General features: G+C 68.5%; 9 protein-coding genes. All 9 read left to right on the top strand.

Translation table 11 applies throughout. The annotated features are described in order from the left end of the window. Positions 1-4,317 carry a hypothetical protein gene (locus EEY80_RS05430; RefSeq protein WP_126975572.1) on the top strand — a complete coding sequence of 1,439 codons (4,317 nt, stop codon included), beginning with the start codon at positions 1-3 and terminating at the stop codon, positions 4,315-4,317. Continuing rightward, positions 4,317-4,898: a hypothetical protein gene (locus EEY80_RS05425; RefSeq protein WP_126975571.1), complete on the top strand. Its 582-nt coding sequence runs from the start codon at positions 4,317-4,319 to the stop codon at positions 4,896-4,898. The genes EEY80_RS05430 and EEY80_RS05425 overlap by 1 nt, the downstream gene beginning before the upstream one ends. Further along, complete coding sequence (locus EEY80_RS05420) at positions 4,895-5,269, top strand: hypothetical protein (RefSeq protein ID WP_126975570.1); 375 nt, start codon at positions 4,895-4,897, stop codon at positions 5,267-5,269. Before EEY80_RS05425 ends, EEY80_RS05420 begins: the two co-directional genes overlap by 4 nt. Positions 5,270-5,343: 74 nt before the next feature. Continuing rightward, entirely contained in the window at positions 5,344-5,787 is a 444-nt protein-coding gene (locus tag EEY80_RS05415; RefSeq protein ID WP_126975569.1) for a GNAT family N-acetyltransferase, read from the top strand. Next, positions 5,787-6,749 (top strand): tail fiber domain-containing protein, encoded by a 963-nt coding sequence (locus tag EEY80_RS05410; RefSeq protein ID WP_126975568.1) that lies wholly within the window; start codon positions 5,787-5,789, stop codon positions 6,747-6,749. Before EEY80_RS05415 ends, EEY80_RS05410 begins: the two co-directional genes overlap by 1 nt. Then, entirely contained in the window at positions 6,746-7,429 is a 684-nt protein-coding gene (locus tag EEY80_RS05405) for a hypothetical protein (protein ID WP_126975567.1), read from the top strand. The genes EEY80_RS05410 and EEY80_RS05405 overlap by 4 nt, the downstream gene beginning before the upstream one ends. A gap of 9 nt (positions 7,430-7,438) precedes the next feature. Further along, positions 7,439-7,711 carry a hypothetical protein gene (locus EEY80_RS05400; protein ID WP_126975566.1) on the top strand — a complete coding sequence of 91 codons (273 nt, stop codon included), beginning with the start codon at positions 7,439-7,441 and terminating at the stop codon, positions 7,709-7,711. A 1-nt stretch (position 7,712) separates the two neighbouring features. Continuing rightward, complete coding sequence (locus tag EEY80_RS05395) at positions 7,713-9,419, top strand: hypothetical protein (RefSeq protein WP_126975565.1); 1,707 nt, start codon at positions 7,713-7,715, stop codon at positions 9,417-9,419. Between the two features lie 92 nt (positions 9,420-9,511). Beyond that, on the top strand, positions 9,512-23,389 hold the full coding sequence (locus EEY80_RS05390) for a PLxRFG domain-containing protein (RefSeq protein ID WP_126975564.1): 13,878 nt from the start codon (positions 9,512-9,514) through the stop codon (positions 23,387-23,389). The last annotated feature ends 62 nt before the right edge of the window (positions 23,390-23,451 follow it).

Below are 23,451 nucleotides of genomic sequence, written 5' to 3'. Positions count from 1 at the left end.
ATGGCCGTCGCACCGGAAACCATGCAGCAGCGGCGGCTCCGCGAGACCGTCGAAATCCTCGCGGGCGAGCGCGGGGACCGGTCGAAGCGCGCGGTCAGGCATTCGGAACTGCAGGCCGCCGTGGCCGCCACCCCGCCCCCCATCGACACCGATGGCGTCACCGAGATCGTGGAAGGCGTCGTCGAAAGTGTCGCTGGACCGATGCAGCAGCAGATCGAGCAGGCCCTTGCCGATGCCGCCGCCGCCGGCGCCGCCGCCTCGGCGGTCCGCGACGATCTGGAAGCCGAGGCCTCGGAACTGCGCGGTGACATCGCAGCCGTGTCGGCGGAGGCAGCCCAGATCAACACCGATCTCACCGCGCGGGCGGATGAGTTGCGGGAAGACGTCGACCGGATCAGCGGCGATGCCGCCCAAATCAGTGCGTCGCTGTCGGCCAGCGTCGACAACCTCCAAGGGCAGATCGACGGGCTGCAGATCGCCTACGATGACACCGCCCAGGCGGTTCTGGCGGCTCAAGGCTATGCCACGGACGCCAGCACGTCCGCGGGCGCCGCCGCGCAGATGGCAGACGCTGCCAGCGGGTTCGCAAATGCGGCATCCGGCCACGCCGACTTCGCGGCGGCAAAGGCCGATGAGGCAGGTCAACACGCGCTTGCCGCATCCGAGCAGGTCACCCTGGCCGAAACCGCTGCTGGCGCCGCGACCACCGCCCTTGGTCAGGTCGCGGAAGCCGTCGAGACGGCCGAGGGGCATGCCGCCACCGCCGGAATCTCGGCAGACGCCGCGGCCAACAGCGCCAATGCGGCCGGGGATGCTGCCGACGCCTCGGCCGGCAGCGCCTCCATCGCGTCGACCAAGGCCGACGATGCGGCCCGGGAAGCACTGGCGGCACAGACGGCCGCCACGGAGGCCACGACTGCCGCCAACAACGCCGCCAACACCGTCATCGAGCAGGTTTCACAGGCGATCACCGATGCGGAAGGCCACTCCGCGGCTGCCGGCATCTCGGCGCAGGCGGCGGCCAACAGTGCGCAGGACGCACAGGACGCCTCGGGCGCCGCCTCCGGCTTTGCCGATGCCGCCTCGGGCTTCGCCAACACCGCGTCGACCAGGGCCGATGACGCCGGCCAATATGCGCTGGCGGCAGAACAGCACATGATCGACGCGCAAACCGCGCTTGGGGGCGCCACCAGCCTTTTCGATCAGGTCGCGGAGGCCGTGGAGACGGCGGAAGGGTTCGCCACCACCGCGGGATCCACGCAGAGCGTCGTCGCGCGCATGTCGCTGCAGGCCGGAGAGGCGGCACGGGGCAACTTCGCCCCACGATCCACCTTCGAGGATGGCCTGCGCGACGGCTACTCCACCACATCGCAGGTCACCGATGTGCCAGCCCCGCATCCGCTCGGACGAACGAAGGCGCTGCGCCTTGGGGTCAGGGACACGCAAGGCTATCGGATCGGCACCACCGGCGCCAACGAGATGTGGCATGAGAACCTGGTGGGCCGCACCTTCCGGGTCAGGGGCTGGGTCTACAACGCCGCCGCCAGCGATGCGCGGATCGGCATCCGCTACACCCGCCTCAGCACCGGCACCAGCAGCTTCACCCCGATAGCGACAGCCCCGGCGGCGGGCGGTGCTTGGGTCGAAGTGGAGGCAGAACGGACCTTCACCGAAGACTGCACCGACTGGAACCTCTGGCTGCAGATGAACGGGACCACCGGGCCGGCGACGGAATATGCCTGGTGGACCGATCTCGAATGGCAGGACATCACCTCGGAAACCGCAGCCGAAGATGCTGTCGAGGCCGCGGCGGGGTTCGCGAACACCGCATCTGTCAAGGCAGACGATGCCGCCCGCGAGGCCGCGGCCGCAGGGGAATGGGCGACAGCTGCGGAAACCGCGGCCTCGAACGCCGCGAACAGCGTCATCGAGCAGGTTTCACAGGCGGTCACCGACGCCGAGGGCCACTCCGCCGCCGCGGGTATCTCGGCGGACGCGGCGGCACGAAGCGCAGATGACGCCGCCTCCGCCTCGGGCGCCGCCTCCGACTTCGCCGATGCGGCTTCCGGCTTCGCCAACACCGCGTCGACCAAGGCCGATGACGCCGCGCGCGAGGCACTGGCCGCCGCGCAAGCCGTCACCGATGCCGAAACCGCCGCCTCGAACGCCAATACGGCGCTGGAACAGGTCTCGCAGGCCGTCGACGATGCCGGCAACTTCGCGGCGATGGCCGGCATCTCCGCCACCGCGGCGGCCTCGATCACGTCCCGGGCGATCTCGGCGATCACCGATCCGTTTCTTGATCGTGAGGAGCCGGGCTACTGGCAGCGGTTGGGGGGGCAAGCCCAGCTGACCAAGACCGACAACAAGGTGTTCTCCACCGGCAAGACGTGGTCCTTCATCACCCCCGCCGGGGCCGACGAAGGCGTCTCCACCGAAAGCACCGACACCCAATGGACGGGCATGGCCGGCGCCTCCGCCTATCTGGTTGAAATCGAGTTCACCCTTGTCTCCGGGTCACTGGCCGGCGCCGGGGTGCGCGTCGACTGGATCAACGATGCCTCAGAGGCCTTCTCCGCGGAGAAACCCCTGTCCGAAATGATGCTGGGGACGCTCCGGCTGGGCGACAACATGACCGCCTCCGGCATCTTCGCGATGCCCGAGGCCTTCGCCGGCGCCTTCGCCTCGAACGCCCTGTTCGCGTTCGTCAACCACGCCGCATTCACGAAGGCCGCGAAGACTCTCGAACTTCATCGGATCGCGATCCGGCCGGCGACCGCCGAGGAAACCGCCGGCGGCATCGTCGAGGCCGCCATCGACGCGCGGGTCTCCGAAGAAGCCGCGGCGCGTGTGGACGGCGATGAAGCACTCGCCACCCGCGTCGAGATGGTCGAGGCCGATTATGGCGACCTCAGCGCCTCGGTGACGCAAACCGCCAATGCCATCGCCACGATCGAGGGCAACATGGCGGCGACCCTCAGCTTCCGCGTCCAGGCCGGCAGCGAGGGCGCGCTTCTCGAACTGGTGGCCTCTGACGGGCCGGATGGCCCGGTCTCGGTGGCCCGCATCGACGCCACCGAGATCCTGCTGAACGGCACCGTCACCGGCCAGCACATCCAGGCCTATTCGATGGACGCCTCCATCATCGGGTCGGGCAAGCTGACCTCGGACTATATCGAGGTCACCACCCTTCTGGAGATGAGCGCGACCACCGCCGCCTTCTCGATGACGAAGGTGGGGCCGGACGATCCCGCCGATGGCGTCTACATGGGCCGCTATGACGTCGATGGTGCCGCCCATTTCTCGTTCGCCGCCTCCCGGACGGTGCCGGTCAAGAACACGGTGCAGGCGCTGACCATCACGCCGGGCGACGGGCTTGTCCTCCAGAATGCGCGGCACATCCTGCGCGGCGGGCTGCCAGCGCCATACCAAACGGTCGACACCACGCAGGAGGTGATGCTGACGCCGGGGGCCTATGTCCTGAAGATCCGCGCCACGGGCGGCGGCGGCGGTGGCGCGGGGGTGGGCGCCGAGTTCACCGCGACAGCGCAGGGATCATCGAGCAGCAGGGTAGCGACGCCTGGCGGCGACGGCGAGCCGACCATGGTGCAGGTCTATGACGGCAACACCCTTATCAAGACCCTGATCTCGCAGGGGGGCGATGGGGCCGGAACCAGCTATGACTCTGCGGCCAGCAATCGCCAAGCCGGCGAAGCCAGCTATTACGGCGCCTTCGGACGCGGTGCCGGCGGCGCATCGACTGTCGTGCAGGACTCCGGCTACACCACCTCGGACAACGACAAGTTGATTACCGTGACCACCGCCGGAACCGGGGGCGGGGCGGCGACCACCACGTCGAGCGGCGACATCGACATCGAGGGCATGGTGGCGCCGAAACTGGTGGTGACCATCGGGGCGGGCGGCGCCGCGGGGGCGGCACCAAGCAGCTTCGATGCGCGGGCCTCCGGTGCGTCCGGCCGGCCGGGCCGGGTCGAATACTCCCTGGCCGAAAAGACGGACATCCCGGCCGATGTGGTGCCCCTGATGCCCACGGCTTCAGGGCAGATCTTCAAGAATGGCGTCGAGATCACCTTCCCCGATCTGGGCGCGGGGTTGTGGGTGCTGTTCACCGGCGACGGCAACTCGATGGGGACCGGACGGATCTACATCGCCGAGGGCGCCTGGATCGACTTCTCCTACGAGCGGATCGTCTCCTTCTTCTCCGCCGGAACGCCGGTCTATCATTCCAACGGCAGCAACAGCATCCGCACGATCCAATACCTGTTCTATTCGATGGGAAGCTGGGGGGGCGGCTGATGCTGATCTACTACGACGCCAATGGCGCGATCACGGGTGTCATGCGGCTCGCCCCCCACGTCACCCCGCCGCCGGGCGATCATATCGAGGTGCCCGACGAGACCGATCTGTCCGACCCGTTCCGCTGGCGCGTCGTCGCCGGCGCGCTCGCCCCTGAAACCGCGGCCACCCCGGCGATGCGGCGGATGGCGCTGGATCGTGTCGCCGCCAAGCGCGAGGAGACGCGACTGACCACCCTGACCGACATGAAGTTCCAGAGCCTCTACTACATGGTCAAGCTCATGGAGGCGCAGGCCTTCGTCGCCGCCTCCGCGAGCGGAACCCCCGATCCCGCCGACTATCCGATGCTGGTCTCGGAGGTTGGCCCCATCGAAACCGGGGGCACGGCACCGACGCTGGCGGAGGTGGCTCAAGTCGTTCTCAACCTGAATGCGCTATGGCGGCAGATGGGCGGGCCGGTCGAGGCCGCCTGCTTCGCCGCTGCAGCCGCCATCGCGGCGGCGGCGACCCGCGCGGAGATCGACGCAGCCACCGCCGGGCTGGACACCGCAATTTCCCAGATCACAGGAGCGTTGGGATGAAGAAGCTGATCGGCCTGTTCCTGCACTTGTTCAAGACGCCTTCCGCCTATCCCGATGATGCGGAGGCGTGGGCGGGCAACCAATGCGCCCATGCCGTCATCTTCGGCATGGCCCCCGCCGCGATACTGGCCGCAATCGCAGGCGACGCGATCGCCATCCTCACCGTCTTCATCGTCTACGGCATCTGGGAGGCGGCCCAGGTCCGTGAAGCCGACGCATCGCCCTCGGATGGGCTCGCCGATCTCGGGTTCGTCACGCTGGGCGCCTGGGCGGCGGCATCGGCCGTCGTCGGGAATATCCCGGCCTTCCTGCTGTGCATCATCACGATCGTTCTGCTTGTCCTCTCCGGTGTGCTGGCGAGGCTGCGCTAGCGAGCGCGGCGCCGACCTGCTATTCTGCCGCCGCGGGATAGGACGTGCCGCCATTTGACGCCCGGAGCATGTCCATGCCGCTCGACCTCATCATGGGAGCCGATCTCGTCGCGCCGCTGCGCGCCTGGGCGGAGGAACGCCTTGGGCTCGCCCCCGGCCGGCTGCCGCCCGACGCGGTCCCGATGGGAGTCGTGGACGACGACGGCCAGATCGTCGCGGTGATCACGGCCAGCTGCTTCATGAACGGCGCCTGCACCCTCGATACCGCCTCGAACGGATCGCGGCGCTGGGCGGATCGCGGCATCCTCAAGCTGGTGGGCGCCTATGTGTTCCTGCATCGCGGGTGCCGCCGGATGACGACGCTGACCGCGGTGAGCAACCATCCCGCGCAGATCGCGGCGCTGCGCGCCGGATTTCAGTTCGAGGCGCGCCTCCGCGGCGGATATTTCACCGGCGAGGATGCCATCCTGTTCGGGATGAGGCGCGAAGAATGCACCTGGCTGGAAGGAGGCCACTGATGGGCAACAGCTACGACGCACCCGAGGCAGATCCGCAGATCGGTCAGGCCGCGATGATCTCGGCGAGAACCGGCGCCGAATTCCTCGACTTCATGAAGTCGCAGGCCGAGATCACCAACAGCTGGGCCCTTGAGGATCGGGAGCGCGAGCAGACCGTTTTCCAGCCCCTGCAGGACCAATACATCGCCGAGGCGCAAGGCTGGGACTCGGCGGAACGCAAGCAGAGCGTCGCCGATCAGGCCGTCGCCGATGTGCAGAACCAGAGCGCGTTGGCCGCCGGGCAGCGCAGCCGGTCGATGATGGCGATGGGGGTCGATCCGACCTCCGGGCGCTACGCCGCGGAGACCCAGAAGGGCGCCACCGACACCGCGCTTGCCTCGGCGGGCGCCGCGAATATGTCCCGCCGCACCGTCGAAGCCGAAGCCGACGCCAAAATGGCGAACGCGATCAACATGGGGGCGGGTCTGGCCGTCAACCCGGCCACCTCCATGGGGCTCTCCAATGGCGCGGTCAGCGCCGGCGCCAACGGCGCGATGCAGGGCTACAACCAGGCCGGAAGCCTGCTGAACACCCAGTATCAGCAGGAGCTGCAGTCCTCCCAGATGGCGGCGCAGAGCCAGATGCAGATGTTCGGGTCGCTGGGGATGATGGCGGGCGCCTTCATGTCCTCGGAAAAGGTGAAGGAGGATAAACGCCCCTTCGATGCCCTGGCCGCGGTCGAGAAGATGCCGGTGGAGAAATGGCGCTACAAGGCGGGCGTCGCCGACGAGGGCGAGCATGTCGGCCCCTATGCCGAGGACTTCGCCGCAGCCACCGGCGTCGGCGACGGCACCACCATCGACCCGATCACCGCCATGGGCGTCACCATGGGCGCGGTCCAGCAGCTGGCCAAGAAGGTCGATGCCCTCACCCAGAAGAAGGCGGGCAAGACGAAGCCGAAACCCATGGGGGTGGCGGCATGACCGCAATGGGGCTGGCCGGGCTCGCGCAGGGTCTCGCGCAGGGCAAGATGATGAAGGATGCGAGGCAGGAGCGACAGCAGGCTGCGGCGCAGATGGATCGCTGGATCTCGGCGCTCGAAAACCGTGGAGCCAGCGGTGCGGCGGGCGGCGGCAGCACCGGCACGGGCACGGCCGCGAGCGGCGGCGGTGCCTCGGGCGACGGCACCCTTTTCGGGCTGATCGACGCGACCGAGGGGGCTGGAAACTACGACACCCTCTACGGCCACTCCCAGAACGGAGGCGCTTTCGACGGGGTCAAGGTCTCCCAGATGACTCTGGGCGAACTCTACGACTTCGCCTCCCCATCCGGTGCCTATGGCCAGTGGGTGAAGGGAAATGTCGGCCATGTCGCCACACCCATGGGTCGCCACCAGATTGTCGGAACCACGCTGCGTTCCGCGGCGACCGAGATGGGCTTGTCGCCCGACACCCGGTTCGATGCGGACACGCAGAACGCGATGGCAGATCACCTTGCCAGCCGGCGTCTGGCCGGCGCTGGAAGTCCGGCGGCGAAGCGGGCGGCGCTGCGGGCGGAATGGCAGGGCTTCCGGCATGTCTCGGATGCCGCGCTGGACAAGGCCATCGCCGCGTTCGAGGCAAAAGGCGGGATGCCGACGCGCCCGCTTGGGGTGCAGGGATAGGAGCGAGATATGGCGGGTTGCATCATTCAGGTCTGGTTTGAACCGGAAAGCGAGGCCACGCCGCGGCGCGCGCCGTTCTCGTTCATCGAGACCGAATTCGCGGATTTCGCGACCTTCTGCGAGTTCGTCGAGGCCGATCGGCTGATCGGCGGCGCCATTCTGTGGACGGAGAAGACCGGCGAGCCCAAGGTGACTCGCATCACCGATCGTCAACCCTGCGCCTTCCGCGGCTCTGCGGTGCTACGCTGCCAGCTGCCGCGCTGGCGTTTCATGGAGAACTGACATGGCCAGTGTCGCCTACGGCATCTCGGGGTTCGCGGACGGCTTTTTCAGGGGCCGCGAGATCAAGCATGCATGGCAGGACCGGAAGGACGACAAGGAGCGTCAGGCGCGCCTGGACAAGCTGACCGAGGCCGAGGCGGCGCGGGCGCAGGAACGCCATGATCGCCAGATGCGGGCCTATGACCGCGACGACGCCGACTGGACCCGCGCCCGTGAAGATGACGATTTCTACCGCGACCTCTTCGCCGACGCGGCAGCGGAGGCCGGCGGCGGCACGGGCGCAGGCGAAACCACCACCTCGACGCAGGGGGGGGAACCGGCCGTCTCGCCAGCCCGCGGGGTCGCGCAGGAACTGGGCATCGACCCCAGCATCGTCGTTCCGCGGCCGCAGATGGATGCCGCGGCCCAGGTGATGCAGCGCACGATGCCCGCGGAGTCGCTCCGTCCGGCCCAGCCCCGGCCCGGACCCACCCGCGCCGCCGCGGAAAAGCTGCCCCAGGCGGCACCGCGCCCCAGCGGCTACAATGGCGGCATCCGCTATCTGCCTGACGGCACCCCGGTTGCGCCCGCGCCCAGCCGGGCCATCGCGGACGAACTGGGCCTGCAGGGGCCGGCCGGGGTGCGATACCTCCCCAAGCCGGAGGCAGCGGCGCCGTCCCAGGCAGATCCGCGCCGCGCCGAATTCGAGGCGCGGATCGCGGCCGAGGAGGAACGGATGCGGCGCGGCTGGGCCACCAACCCCGATCTGCCCGCCCGCCAGCGCGAGATCGCCCGCGAAGCACTGGGGATCGCACCGCAGCCCGTCGCCCCGGCGACGCCGCCCGCGCCGCCCGCGCATGCCCCTTTGCGGTCGAAGGTTCCGGCCGCCGCGCCCGCCACGGTGAAGAAGGTGGCCGCGGATGCGGTGGAACAGGTCAACGCCGCCCCTGCGCCGGTCGCGGAGGCGGCGCAGGCCGGCATCAAGGCCGCCGGTGTGGCCCCGGGCGGCAAGGCCGGCCCGGCCCAATACGAGCGCGCCGGCGCCTTCGCCCTCGACCACTACATGACCGTCTCGGCCCCCAAGATCATCGAGGGGATGTTGAGCCGCGGGGATTTCGACCGTGCCCAGAAGTTCATGGAGTTCATGGACACCGTCGAGGCGCGCGAGGGCATGAAAGACTGGGCGGCGGCGGCGGCGGCGGCAACGCTGGGCGATGTCGAACGCTTCGGCGAGCATGTGATCCGCGCCTACAACCGCGCCGGATACTTCCCCGATGGCGTCGAGCTGGTCGAAGATCAATCCGGCTGGACCTATGACAAGGCCGGAAACCCAGCGGCGGCGCGTCTCGTGTTCCGCAACACGAAGACCGGCCAGACCTATGAGCAGGTCTATCAGGGCGCCGACGATGTGCTGAAACTGGGGCTTGGCCTGCTGGAACCGTCGCGGGCCTTCGAGATCTACTATGAACGCCAGTCGGCCGCTGCCTCCGCGGCGATGGGCGCGCGCGACAAGGCCGAGGGCGCCCGGGCGGCAGAGGAGAAGCAGATCCTGTCCCTCGCCCAGGACATCGTCGAAAACAGCAAGGGACTCGACGGGCGGCCGACCGTGTCGATGGAGGAAGCCATCGGTCAAGCGCAGCGGAGTGTCGGCGCGGTGCGCGAGGCACTGACGGGCGGGGGTGGCGCCTCCACAACCGCGCCCCCCCCGGTCCTCTACCGGCCGAACTGATTGTTGCCGCGTCCCCACCGGATCAGGTATTCATGGGGAAACGGGCTGCCATAGGATGTGTCAGCCATAGTCCAGACCCGTGAGGTTTTGCTATGGCCACCACTCCGTTCGGCTTCGGCCCCGCGGGTTCTATTCCTGAAGCCTCCGACCCGGCGATCAGGCGGCAGCGCGTGGAGGCCTTGGCCTCGTCGGCGCAAATCCCCGCCAACGTCCTCATGGCGATCGAGGAGGCCGGCGTCGATGCTGAACGCGCAGCCGCGGCGCTGCGGGGGCGGCTGGATGCGGGCGAGACGCTGGAGGATGTCCTTCCGGCGCCGGTGCTGAACCGGGCCTATGATCTCGCCGACGAACTCTACCCGCGCGCCGCATCCGAGGCGCCTCCGGCGACCGACGAGGGGAGCCTTGTCGGGGATCTGGGCCGTCAGGTCGCCGGGGGCGCCCTGCAGGGCGCCGGCGCGGCGATCAAGGGACTCGGGCTGGGGGCCGAACTCGTCGGATCGGGCGGCCAGCTGCTGCCGCATCAGACCAAGGCGCGTGAGCTGGCGAAGCGGGCCGGGGAATGGGTGCAGAGCGGCGGCGACGCCTTGGCCGAAGGTGTCTCGGATCGGGGTAAGGCCGCGCTGGCCGGGACCGGCATCGACGGCGACATTACCAAGCCCTCCACCTGGACGCTGGGCGAAGACCCCTCGCTGCGCGGGGTCGCCCTGCATGCCGCCCAGGCCACCGGTTCCTTCCTGCCCATGGTTGCGGTGGCGCTGGCCACCAAGAGCCCGGCTGCGGCTATGGCCGCGGGCGCCGCCATGGGCGCCGGGGAAGGCATGGATGCCGGCCGCGAGCATGTCGAGGCGCTTGCGGGCACCTCCGAGGGCCGCGCCGCACTGGAACAAGGCTCCGCGGTCTTCCGCGACGCCATCGCGTCGGGCGCCTCCGTCGAAGATGCGATCTCGCGGGTCACCACCATGGCCGAAGCCGCCGGCGGGGTGGCTCAGGCGGTTCCGGCCGCCATCGGCGGCGCCGTCACCGAGCGCATCCTGAACAAGCCCGTCTCCGCGCTGGCATCGCGCGGGGTTGCCGCCCGCGCCTTGGGAATCGGCGGTCTTTCGGGGATCGAGGAGGGTGCCCAGGAGGTGGCGGAGTCGATGGCGGCGCGCGCCGGCGCGCAGACCGTCACCGGAGACGACGCCTCTCTGACCGAAGGCACCTTCGCCGACTTCGCCCTCGGCGCCATGGGCGGTGCCGGGCCAGGCGCGGTTGTCGGGGCGGCTCAGGGGCGCCAGCGGGATGCCGAGGCGCCCCCGGCGCGGCTCGCCCTTCCCGCGCCGAACCGCGGCGGCACGATTTTCGGCGCTGGCCCGGTCAGCGATCCGACGCTGCGCGAGCGCCCCTCACCGAATCCTGCAGGCGCCGGGACCGCCGGCGGGATGGACCCCGCTTCCGCCCCTCCCCAGGAAGCGGGGTCCGACGTCTTCGACATCGGTGCGGCGCCGCTGCCGCCCGATGCCGCTCCGGCCGGCCCGATCGGCCGCGCCGCAACCGTTGCCCCCGATCTGACCCCCGTTCCCGAGGTGGAACCGGTTCCGGCCTTCCCCGACATGAAGCCCGGGGCGGCGGTGCGGCTGATGGACGAGAAAGGCTCGATCGTCGACGGCGTCTTCCAGCGTGAGGACGGCGGCAGCGCCATCGTCAGGATCGAGGGGCGCGAGGTCGATCTGACCCCGGAGGCCTTCGACATCTCCCTGAATGCGGCGCGCCGTGCCGATGCCGCCGCGGAGGCGGCGAAGAAGGCGAAGCCCGCACCGGGCGCCGACGCGCCTGGCCCTGCGCCGCAGGTGCCGGCGCCGGGCGCTTTGGCGCAGCAGGCCGCACCGAAGGGGCGAGCGGAGACGCCGCGCGATCCAGCCGCCGACATCGACGCGCTGTCGCCCGAGCAGGCCGCTTCGCGCCTCGCCACCGTCGATGAAGCGATCCGCCGGGCGAAGAAGCCGTCGAAGACCATGCTGGATCTGCGCGCCCGGCTCGCGGCGAAGGTGCCGCCTCCGGAGGACATGCCCGCGCCGCCCGCGGCACCGGCCAAGGCGGCCCGCAACCCGGTCGCCCCGATCACGACTCCGCCCGAGCAGCGGATGCAGCCCGACATGCTGGGGGGGCGCGAGGTTTCCGAGGCCGAGACGGCGTCGCGGGAGAAGCGCCGGAAGGAATGGGGTCGCTTCCTCGCCATCGCCGAGGGGGGCAAGAGTTCCGACGACATGCTGTTGGATGGCCGGGAGGTTCTGATCCGCCCGGGCCGCGTCATCGTGCGGGCCGGCCGCGGTGCATCCGATCAGGACAGGCGGATCGACACAGAGGGGCTGGACCGGGATGCAATCGCGTCTGCGACGCGCGGGGCGATGCGGGAAATGGATCGGGTCGCACCGGTCGATATGGGGGAAGGAAATGCTCGATCTGCCAATGTGGATGACGGCGCGGCAGTCGATCAAGGCGCTGCTCGCCGCGGGGATGATAACCCCGGAGGAAGCGCGGCTGGCGCGCAAGGCGCTGCGATCGGAGCGGACGATCCAGGGAACCGACCCGGTGGCGCCGATCCTCAAGATGGTCTGGTTGACGCAGCTGGCACCGGCGAGCCTGCAGGTCCACTGACCGGGGGCGGTGAGTCCGCGGTCGCCGAGGCCGCAAAGGCCGCGGATCCAGCCCCGACCGAGGCGCAGAAGGAGGCCGGCAACTACCGCAAGGGGCATGCCCGCTGGAAAGGGTTCGACCTCTCCATCGAAAACCCGAAGGGCGGGACGCGCAGCGGTGTCGGGGCGGATGGTGCGGCATGGGAGGTCACCATGCCTGCGGACTACGGCTACATCCGCGGCACGACTGGCGCCGATGGCGACCACGTCGACTTCTACATGGGACCGGACGAGGCCAGCGATAAGGTCTGGATCATCGACCAGAAGGATGCCGAAACCGGCGCCTTCGACGAACACAAGGTGATGCTGGGCTTCGCCTCCGCGTCCGAAGCGGAGATCGCCTACCTGGGCGGGTTCTCCGATGGGAAGGGGCGCCGGCGGCTGGGCGGCATCACCGCCATGGATGTGCCCGGCTTCAAGACCTGGCTGGCGGGCGGCGGCCCGAGCAAGGCCGCGGCCACGAGCGAAGCCCCGACCTATCCCTATGAGGGTGTCGAGGTGGAGAACGTGCGGGCCAAGGCCGCGGTGCTGCGCGGTCTCCCGAAGGATCGGCCGCCGCAGGTGCCGGGCGTCAGCCTGAAATGGGACGAGAAGGAAGGCGGGTTCATCTTCGCCCGCAAGCATGCCGACGCCGTGTTGCAAGCCGCCTATGTCGAGGAGGACCGCATCGCTGCGGAGGCCGGCAAACCTGCCCGGCCCGCGCCCGCGCCGGCCCGTCCGAAGCCTGCCGCACCCGCGCCCGCGCCGGCCGCGCCGCCGGTGCTGGATGACCGGCGTGAACAGAAGCGCCGCGACGCGATCGAGGCCGGCCGGAAAGCTGGCCGTGCCGGTGCGATGCGCGAGCCGCCGGCATGGCTGGAAGGCGATCCCATCGCCGATGACTGGCGCGCAGGCTATGCCGAGGGTGCCGCGCAGCGCGGTGTGCCGGCTGCCGCCGCGCCCGATCAGCCCGCGCCCGCGCCGGCCGCGCCGGCCGCAGCCGAACCGGCGCCGGCCTATGGCGCCTCGAACAAGCTGGTATCCGCGGATCGCGCCGCCGAGTTGCGCGAGCGGCTGAAGGCCAAGCTGGGCAGCCAGATCAATTCGGGCATCGACCCCGAAATCCTCGCCATCGGTGCCGAACTCGCCGTGTTCCACATCGAGGCGGGCGCCCGGCGCTTCGCCGACTTCGCCCGGGCCGTCGCCGCCGATCTCGACACCACCCCCACCAAGCTGCGCCCCTACCTGCGGTCCTGGTATAATGGTGCGCGGGACATGATGGAGGACAACGAGATCTCCATCGACGGCATGGATGACACCGCGGCGGTGCGCGCCGCGATCCAGAACCTTGAGGCGCTGGACACGCCGGCCGGGGAATTCCCCGTCTCGCCCGAGCCGGCGGAACCTGATACCGTTGCGACGCAACCTCAAGCTGGAACGACCCCCGATGGAGAAGGCAGCGGCGCAGGCACTGGCGAAGTGGGCGAAGGTGGAGAGCCGGACCCTGATGGACCATCCGCACAACATCGGGCCGGGGACGCCACTGGAGAAGTGGATGATCGAGACCTGGGAGGCGCAGAACCCGGGGCTCCATCAGGCGATGAAGGAGTGGGGCGCGGTGACCGCCCTCGCGCACGTTCTCGTCGAAAGGATGCTGGACGCGGAGCGGGACTACCTGAAAAGCGGGATGAACCCGTCCGACGCGCGGCAGGAAGCGGTGAAGGACTGGGCGATGTTCGACCCGGAAGCGACCAGCCCTCTGCCCCCGGGCGCCTGAACTATCACATCACCGACCCGGATTCGCTGTTCGCGGGCGGCCCGAAAGCGCGGTTCGCCAAGAACCGCCGGGCGATGGAGGTATTCGAGGCGGTCTCCGATGCCGGCCGCGAGCCGAGCCCCGAGGAAATGGATGCCATGGCCGGCTTCATCGGCTGGGGCAGCTTCGGCCAGGAACTGTTTCAAGGCTCATGGGCCTATCCGCGCCCCAAGGAGGGCTGGAAGGAGGAAGACGCCTGGCTGCGCGAGCATCTGGGCAAGGATGCCTGGGCCAGCGCGCAAGAGTCGATCATCAACGCCCACTACACCGACCCGCCGACCGTCGAGGCGATCTGGGATGCGGTCCGCGCGATGGGCTTCAAGGGCGGCCGCGTCCTCGAACCCGCCATGGGTGTCGGCAACTTCTTCGGCATGATGCCGCGGGATCTGGAACAGAACTCGCAACTCACCGGGATCGAGTTGGAGAAGACCACCGGCGGCATCGCGAAGCTGCTCTATCCGCGGGCCAACATCCGCGTCATGGGCTATGAAAAGAGCCGCGTCGCCGATGGCTTCTACGATCTGGTCATCGGCAACTGGCCCTTCGCCAACATCAAGGTGCCGGATCGCCGCTACGACCGGCTGACCCCGAGCCTGCACGACTATTTCTTCCTCAAGGCGCTGGATCAGGTGCGCGCGGGCGGGCTTGTCGTCGGCATCACCTCGGCCTTCTCCATGGACGGCCAGAAGAACCGGGTGATCCGCAACCACCTCGCCAAGAATGCGGAGCTGGTCGCCGCCTACCGGCTGCCGAGCGGCGCGTTCGAGAAATATGCGGGCACCCGCGTCGTCACCGACATCATCATCCTGCGCAAGCGCGCGGAACCGAAGGCGAGCGCCGAAGGCGAGAGGTGGGTCCAATCGGTGCCGTGGACCTCGCCCGCGGGGCAGGAGATCCACGTCAACCAGTATTTCCTGGACAACCCCTCGCATGTGCTGGGCGAACTGACCACCGGCCACGGCACCACCTATGGCAAGGCCGGCATGATCGTGAACCGGCCGGCGGATCTCGCCGCGCGTCTCAAGGCCATCGCATCGGCGCTGCCGGCCGATGCCTATCAGCCGGCGCGGCGCGGAAAGGAACCCCGCTTCGTCGCCACGACCACCCGGGATCGCATCCTCTCCATCACCCGCGGCGATGACGGCAATCTCTATCAGGTCCAGGGCGACAACATGGCCCGGCTCGAGGATGTCGCCAAGATCGCCACCAAGAGCGCGACGGAGACCGCGAAGCGGATGGCCGAGATCGGGCGACTGATCGAGGTGCGGCGCGCCGCCGACGCCGTGATGGAAGCCGACCGGGCCGGCGCCGCCGATGCGGAGGCGAAACGCAAGACGCTGAAGCTGGCCTATGACGGCTTCGTCAAGGCGCATGGTCCGATCGGCGACAGCTTCGCCCTATCCGTCCTGAAGAAGCTGCGCGATCCGAACGCAGGCCTCGTCGCAGCACTCGAAAACGGCGATGGAACGCCCGCCGCGATCATGACCAAGGCGGTGGTCCGGGCTGCACAGAAGCTGGACAACCCGTCGATCCGCGAAGCCTTCGTGATCGCGCGGAACGAGAGTGCCATTCTCGACATCGAGCGCGTCGCGGAGCTGGCGAAGCAGCCGGCGGAGACGGTCATCGCCGATCTGCTCGACAGCAAGGCGATCTACCGGACGCCGGGCGGCGGCTACGAGACCAGCGACCGCTATCTCGCCGGCAACGTCAGGGTGAAGCTGGCGGCGGCGCGCGAGGCGCTGGACGGCGGCGAGGACATGGCAGCTTCTGTCGCCGCGCTCGAAGCGGTGCAGCCGCCGGATGTGCCCTATTTCCAGATCGAGGCGCGGTTCGGCGCCGACTGGGTCGATGCCGGGATCAACCGCGCCTTCATCATCGAAACCCTCGGGCTGGCCAACCCCGACGAGAACGATGTGAAGCTGACCCGGGCGATGACCGGATGGCGCGTCGAATTCTCCGACCGCGTCGCACATATGCCCGGCGCCTCCGACATCACCGGCGCGCCTCTCCCGGGTCGGCGAGGCACCGGGCTTTCGCTGGCCCGGTTCTTCGAGGCGACGCTGAACACCCAGACCATCACCGTCACCTATGAGGACCAGGACGGCACCTACAAGGATACCAGGGCAACGGAGACCGCGAACCAGAAGGCCGCGGATCTCCGTCAGAAATTCGGGGCATGGCTCTGGTCCGAGCCCGAGCGCCGCGTCGAGGCGGAGCGCGCCTACAACGAGGCGATGAACAACACGGCGACGCCGCAGATCGACGGCAGCTTCCTCGAATTCCCGGGCATGGCCCTGACGCGAGGGGATGAGCCGTTCAATCTGCGCCAGCATCAGGCCAACGCGATCTGGCGGGGCATCCTGAACCAGCGCGGCATCTATGGCCATGAGGTGGGCACCGGCAAGACGATCACGATGACCGGGATCGCGGTTGAAAGCCGGCGGTTCGGGCTGGCGAGGAAGCCGCTGCTGATCGCTCACAACGCCAACTCCGCCGCCGTCGCCGCGGAAGCGCAGGACACCTATCCCGGCGCGAAGATCCTCTACATCAACAACCTCTCCCCCGCGACGATCGACACCGAACTCGCGCGCATCGCAACCGACGACTGGGATCTGATCGTGATCCCCCACTCGCTGCTGGATCGGCTGGCGCTGACCCACGACACGCTGATGGTGATGGCCGAGGAGGAAATCGCGGCCTACGAGCGTGAAGCCATCGCCGCCGCGGCCGATGACGGGTTCAGCCTCAGCGTCGAGGACATGGACGATCCCGAGAAGATCAAGAAGATGCGGCTGGGCGTCACCGCGAAGGAGATGGTCAAGGCCCGGAAGAACCTGCTGAACCAGATCGAGAAGCAGGCGCAGCGCGCGAGCCGCGAGGGTGCCATCAGCTTCGAGAAACTGGGCGTCGACATGATCCTTGTCGACGAATCCCACGAGTTCAAGAAGCCGCCGCTGGCCACGCGCATGCAGGTCAAGGGGCTCAACCTCGGCACCTCCAACAAGTCGTTGGCCCTGCGCTTCCTCACCTCCTATGTGAAATCGCAGCGCAATGGCACCGGGGTCCACGTCTTCACCGGCACCCCGATCACGAACACCCTGGCGGAAATCTACCACCAGATGTTCTACGCCATGGACGACGTGATGCGGGCGGCCAAGGTCGATACCTGGGACGGCTTCTTCAAGGCGTTCGCGGACACGATCAGCGACGTCGAACTCACCTCGACCGGCGAGTTCGAGAATGTCGAACGGCTGGCCGCCTTCATCAACGTCAGCGAACTGCGCCAGCTCGCCGGCCAGTTCATGGACATCGTCTTCGCCTCCGACATGCCGGAGTTCAAGCCGCGCGCCACGGCGGACGGCAAGACGATGCGCAGCAAGGATCTGACCGACGCTGATCGCGACTTCCTCGAAAACGGCCGCACCGAAAAGCCGCAGGGCCGCCCCTACAAGAAGATCATCAACGACATCGGGCCGATGGGCGGGGACCAGCGTCGCATCCTCGACGAGGTGATCTATTACGCCCGCGCCTTCAAGCAGGCGAACGGGAAGCAGCGGCGGGAGATCATGCGCGGCGGTGGGCCGGACTCCCCCATCGTCTTCAACAACGTCCCCAACCGCGCCTCGATGGATACGCGCCTGCAGGAGCCCGACGCCGAGGACCACCCGCTGTCCAAAGCGAACCGGGCGGTCAGGAGGATCGCGCAGATCTACCTGGACCAGCCGATGGCGACCCAGGTGCTGTTCATGGACGAGGGCTACTCCTCGGAAACCGTGTCCACGCGCACCGATGCGGACGGCAACAAGACCCGCACGAAGAAGCGGAAGTTCAATCTTGCCGACGACATTGTCGCGAAACTGGTTGCCAAGGGAGTTAGGCGCGAGGAAATCGCCATCGTCGCCGGCGGGGTCAGCGCCGAGGAGAAGAAGGCCATCGCCGACGCGATGAACGCCTTGAAGATCCGCGTCGTGATCGGCCAGACCAAGACCCTGGGTGTCGGCGTCAACATGCAGAAATACCTGCGGGCGATGCACCACCTCGATGCGCCATGGATGCCGGGCGATCTCGAACAGCGCAACGGCCGGGGCGAGCGGCAGGGCAACACCTGGAACACGGTGGAGGAATACCGCTATCTGACCGAGGGGCTTGATGGCCGGCGCTGGCAGGTTCTGGCGATCAAGGAACGCTTTATCAAGGCCTTTCTCAGGGCAAAGGAGGGGGTGCGGGTCATCGAGGGCGACGCCACCGACGATGCCGAGGCAATGGATGGTGGCTCGCTCTCCGACACCTTGTCCGAAGCCGCCGGTGACCCCCGCCTCATGCTGGTCTCCAAGCTCAACAAGGCGGTGGAGAGGCTGCAGGCGCGCGAACGCATCCATGTCGCCGGCATCGCCGATGCCACCCGCCGCATCCGCCAGATCACCGCCCAGACCGAGGCGCTCGAAAAGACGCTGCCGCCGCTGCGCAACGATGCCGCCCATGTCGCCGGGATCCGGGCGGCAGGCACCTTCTCCGCCACCGTAGACGGCAAGAGGTTCGATGAACGCGCTCCGGCGGAGGTCGCCATCGCGGAATTCTTGGCGAAAGCCGCCACCCGCATGGGCAAAGGCTCCACGGAGATCGTTCCAGTCGAGGTGAACGGCTTCGCCATCCGCCTGGAGAAGCCGAGCTATTCCTATCGCGTCGAAGACGTGTCGATCGACATCATCCGCAAGTCGGAGCGACGGGTCGGCAAGATGACCCTGCCGTCGATCGAGGCGGCCATCCGCCGGATCGCCGACGCGGTTTCCGACAGCGAAAGGCTGATCGACGAGAACGGGGCGATGCTGGCGCGGCTGGAGCGCGCGCAGGACGAACCGTTCCAGCAGGCCGGGGACCTCGCGAAGAAGCAGGCGCAGCGCGACGCCATCCTCGCCGACATGGAGGCGAACCCGGTGCCGGCACCGGGCTGGCTCCGCGCCGGCGCGCCACTGGACACCCTGATCTATGTCGATGGGGAGGAGCGGGTGGTCACCGGCCATCGCTGGCTCGCCACCGGCTGGTTCGTGTCCACCGAACAAGGCGACGTCCCCTACATGGAGGTCAGGAGCGAAAGCGGCGTCCCGCTCTATGACGAACGCGCCTTCGAGGCTCCGGAGATCTCCGAAGGGTCGAAGATGAGGCGCGGCGATGAGGCGGCGGAAGCCGCCGCGGAGATGCGCGACCGGCCCGTCGTCGCCACCCCGGGAGGCGACGAACTCGCCGAGGCCGATCTCGCCGGGATCACCCGCGATCTCAACGCCGATCTCAAAGCGCACGGGCTCGACCAGAAGGTGACCGTCCGCGCGGTTCGCCTGCTGCTGGGCGCGTCGGGCGTCGAGGTGAAGGGCACCTTCAGAACCGCCGGCGGCGGGCGCATCGACGTTGCCGCCGGGGATGACGCCCGCGGGGTCATGCGCCACGAAATCATCCATGCGCTGCGCAGCGAACGGCTCTGGAACCGTCCGCTCGGGCTGTTCCGGCCGGAAGAATGGGCGGCGCTGGAACGTGCCGCCCGCGCCGATGCCGAGATCATGGACTGGGTGCGGACCCGCTATCCCGATCTCACCGACGCCAAGCAGGCCGAGGAAGCTGTTGCCGAGCTCTATCGGCTCTGGGCGCAGGGCCGTGAGGCCACCGGACCGGCGGGCCGGGCGCTGGCGCGCATCCGCGCCTTTGTCGAGGCCGTGGCAAACCTGCTGCGCGGCCGGGGCTTCGTCTCCGCGGCGATGACGATGGAGCAAATCGCGCGGGGCGAGATCGGGGGACGCGGGCCGCAGGGGCCGGGCGGCAGCCGGCGCGCCGCGGGTGCCGACATGGGCGCCGAGATGCGCGGGCGGGTGTCCATCCCCCGGGTCATCATCGCCGGCGAACTCGCCTCGGTCTCCTCGCACCCAGACTATGCCGCCGCCAAGGCTGGCGATCTTGCCGCCGCGACGCGCCTGGCCGTCGACAAGGTGACCGACGATCTGGTCGCGCAGGTCAGGGCCGCCCTGGGCGATGCAAAGCCCCTGATCGTCCCGGTCGTGGCCGAAGAAGCGACGGGGCGCAACAAGATCCCGCGGGCGGCGGCCGAGGTTCTGGCCGCCCGGCTGGGCCTTGAGCCCGCGACGGGGATCGGCCAGACCAATGCCCCGCACCGCACCGCGCTGGGCGGCCTGGACCGCATCTTCGCGCAACCCGTCTTCAATGGCCCGGTGGAACCTGGCCGGGACTACCTGCTGCTGGACGATACACTGACGCAAGGCGGCACCTTCGCCACGCTGGCCGCCCATATCGAAGCCGGCGGCGGAAGGGTCATCGGGGCTGTCGCCTTGACCGGGAAGCAGTATAGCGCCACATTGACGTTGTCCCCGGAAACCCTTTCCAGATTGCGCGAGCGGCATGGCGACCTCGAACCAGACTTCATCGCCGCCACAGGCCACGGCTTCGACTCCCTCACCGAGTCCGAGGCCCGATACCTCGCGAATTATAAATCCGCTGACGCCGTCCGAGTTCGAGTCCTTGATGAAGGACGACGCCGAGGCGGCGGAAATCATACGGGCGATGCTTCGGGATCCAGCGAGCTACGGGCGGGGCTGATCCCGTCGCGGGACCGGTTCCGCGGGACGCTGGGCCGGATCGACCGGCAGTCGGTGAGCCGCTGGGTCTCCTCGATCATCACCGACCGGATGGCGGCGGAGAACCTGTCGCTTCTCGCGCTGGTGCCGGGGCGACCACTGTTCGCGGAGATGGGGAAGCATCTGAACGGGGCGCGCCGCTATCTGCGGGTGAAGGACGAGATGGATGCGCTGCGCAACCAGTGGCATTCCCGCTCCGCCGGCGTCGCGGAGAAATGGTATGATCTCGCCGCCAAGGATCCCGCCGCGAATGCGGCGCTGATGGACCTCATGCATCGCTCCACCCAGGCCGGCGTCGATCCCACCGGACCCGATACCTGGAACAGCGCGTGGCTGGACCGGGCGCGGGATGCGATCAGCCGCTACGGCGATGACGCCCCGCTCTGGGCCAAGGATCAGGTCGAGTATGCCGCCCGCCGCCGCCGCGCCTACGCCCGCATCTCGGAGATGTATCAGGCCCTGCCCGAGGCGCATCGTGCCCTCTACGGCGAGGTGATGCGGGAATACGACCGGCTGGGCAACGACTTCGAGCGCGCCATCGTCGAGAACATCGAGAAGGCGACGAAGATTGCGATGAAGCGCGCGGAGAAGGAGTATCGCCGCGAGATGCGCAGGATCGCCGACGAGGGCCTTGAAGCCGAGGAGAGGGCCGCGGCCGAGGCCGAGGCGAAGGAGAGACTGGACAAGGTGAAGCTGCGGGGCGGCTGGGGCTCCGGGGCACGGATGAAGGAGTTGCGCCGACAGTTCGAGAGCAACCGGCTCAAGGGCCCGTATTTCCCGCTGGCGCGCTTCGGCGACTATTTCGTGACGGTGCGGGACACCGAGGGCAAGGTCATCAGCTTCTCGCGCTTCGAGACCGAGGCGAAGCAGGCCGCCCATGTCAAGGAAATGGAGGCCTCCCACCCCGGGCGGGTGGAGCATGGCCTTCTGGCGAAGCGCGGGGGGCTGCGCGATCAGGTCGATCCGACCTTCGTCGCCGACATCGAAACGATGCTGGCCGGGGCGGATGTGTCGGCCGAGGTCATGGACATGATCTGGCAACGCTGGCTGGAAACGCTGCCCGACCAGTCGATCCGCACCTCCAAGATCCACCGCAAGGGGCGCGAAGGCTGGAACAGGGACGCCCTGCGCGCCTTCTCTCACCACATGTTCCACGGCGCCCACCAGCTGGCGCGCCTCAAGCATGGCATCGACCTCGAGGATGCCGTCGAGGATGCCTTCGACGAAGCCGCGGTCTCCGCGGACCGCAATCGCATGGTCGCGCTGGTCAACGAGATGAACAGGCGGAAGGAGTGGACGATGAACCCGACCGGCTCCGGCTGGTCGGCTGCCGCATCCTCTCTGGCTTTCGTCTGGTATCTGGGGGTCTCGCCGGCCGCGGCCATCGTCAACCTCACGCAGACCACGGTGATCGGTCCCGCGATGATGCGGGCGGCCTTCGCGCGCACCTCTCTGGGCGACATCGTCGGTGCGCTTGGCCAAGCCGCGAAGGACTTCGGGCGCGGCCGTGGGGCCTCCTGGAAGGATCAATGGAGCGTCGAGAACGCCGACATCGGCGACGCGGAAAAGGCGGCGATGGCGGAGGGCTACCGGCGCGGCGTCATCGACAAGACGCAGGCCCATGATCTCGCCGCGGTCGCGGAATCGGGGGTGGAGTTCAATCCCTGGCGTGAGAAATGGATGCGCCGGATCGGCTGGGGTTTCCATCATGCCGAGAGGTTCAACCGCGAGATCACCTATCTCGCCGCCTACCGGCTCGCGCGTGGCGAGGGTGTTCCCCATGATCTCGCCATCGACCGCGCCGCAGATCTGACCTGGCGCATCCATTTCAGCTATCAGAACAGCGATCGTCCGAGGATGATGCAGGGGGATTGGCCGAAGCTGTTCCTTCAGTTCAGGCAGTTCACCGTCAACTCGCTCTACCGGCTGTTCCGCGACGCCCACCAATCGCTGCATGGAGCCAGTGCCGAGGAGAGGCGGGAAGCCCGGGTGCAGCTGGTGGGCGTCACCCTGTCGATGATGGCGCATGCCGGCATCACAGGCACCTGGGGCTATGGCCTGGTCATGGGGCTGCTGGCGCTGTTCTTCCCCGGCGACTCCGATGACCTGGAGGAATGGCTGCAGGACGCCCTGCTCGCCGAGAAGGACACCCCCGGCGCGGCGGCATGGAACTTCGCCATGGGGGCCGCACTGAACGGGGTTCCCGGGCAGGTCACCGGGATCGCCCTGTCCGAGCGGATCGGCATGCCGAACCTCTGGTTCCGCCCCCCGGACCGCGATCTTGAGGGGCAGGACATGGTGCAGCACTATGTCAACGAAGCCCTTGGTCCAACGGTCGGGATCCTGTTCAGCATGGGCCGCGGCGCCCAGAATGTTGCCGATGGCGACTATGCGCGGGGCATCGAGGCGCTGGTTCCGAAATTCGCCCGCGACGTCATCAGGGCCGGGCGCTATGCCGCCGAAGGCGTCACCACCCGGAACGGCGACCTGATCGTCGAGGATGTCAGCCCCTGGGGCTTGCTCCTGCAGGCCAACGGCTTCACCCCCGCGCGCATCGCCGAACGCTACGACATCAACTCGCGTCTCAAGAACAAGGAGGCCGAGGTCATCGAGGAGAGGAAGCGGCTGCACCGGCGCGCCGGCGACGCGATCCGGGCGGGCGACGCGATCCCGGACGGGGTTCTGGATGCGATCCGCGATTTCAATGCCCGCTGGCCCGAATACCCGATCACCTCCGACACGATCCGGCAGTCGGTGCAGGCGAGACAGCGATCCTCCGAACGGAACGAGGGCGGCGTCAGCCTGAACCAGAAGCTGGATAGACGCCTGCGTGAAGGCCTCGCCCCCGCCATCTACAACTAGCGGGGCGGGGCGACATCTGGTAGACCTGTTCCCGTGAACGCATAGGAAGTGCGCTCCGTTCC

It is taken from the genome of Frigidibacter oleivorans, from assembly GCF_003993775.1.
In the GTDB taxonomy this organism is placed as follows: Bacteria; Pseudomonadota; Alphaproteobacteria; order Rhodobacterales; family Rhodobacteraceae; genus Frigidibacter; species Frigidibacter oleivorans.
Note: the sequence above shows the minus strand (reverse complement) of the source record. Positions and strands in the feature narration are given on the sequence as shown.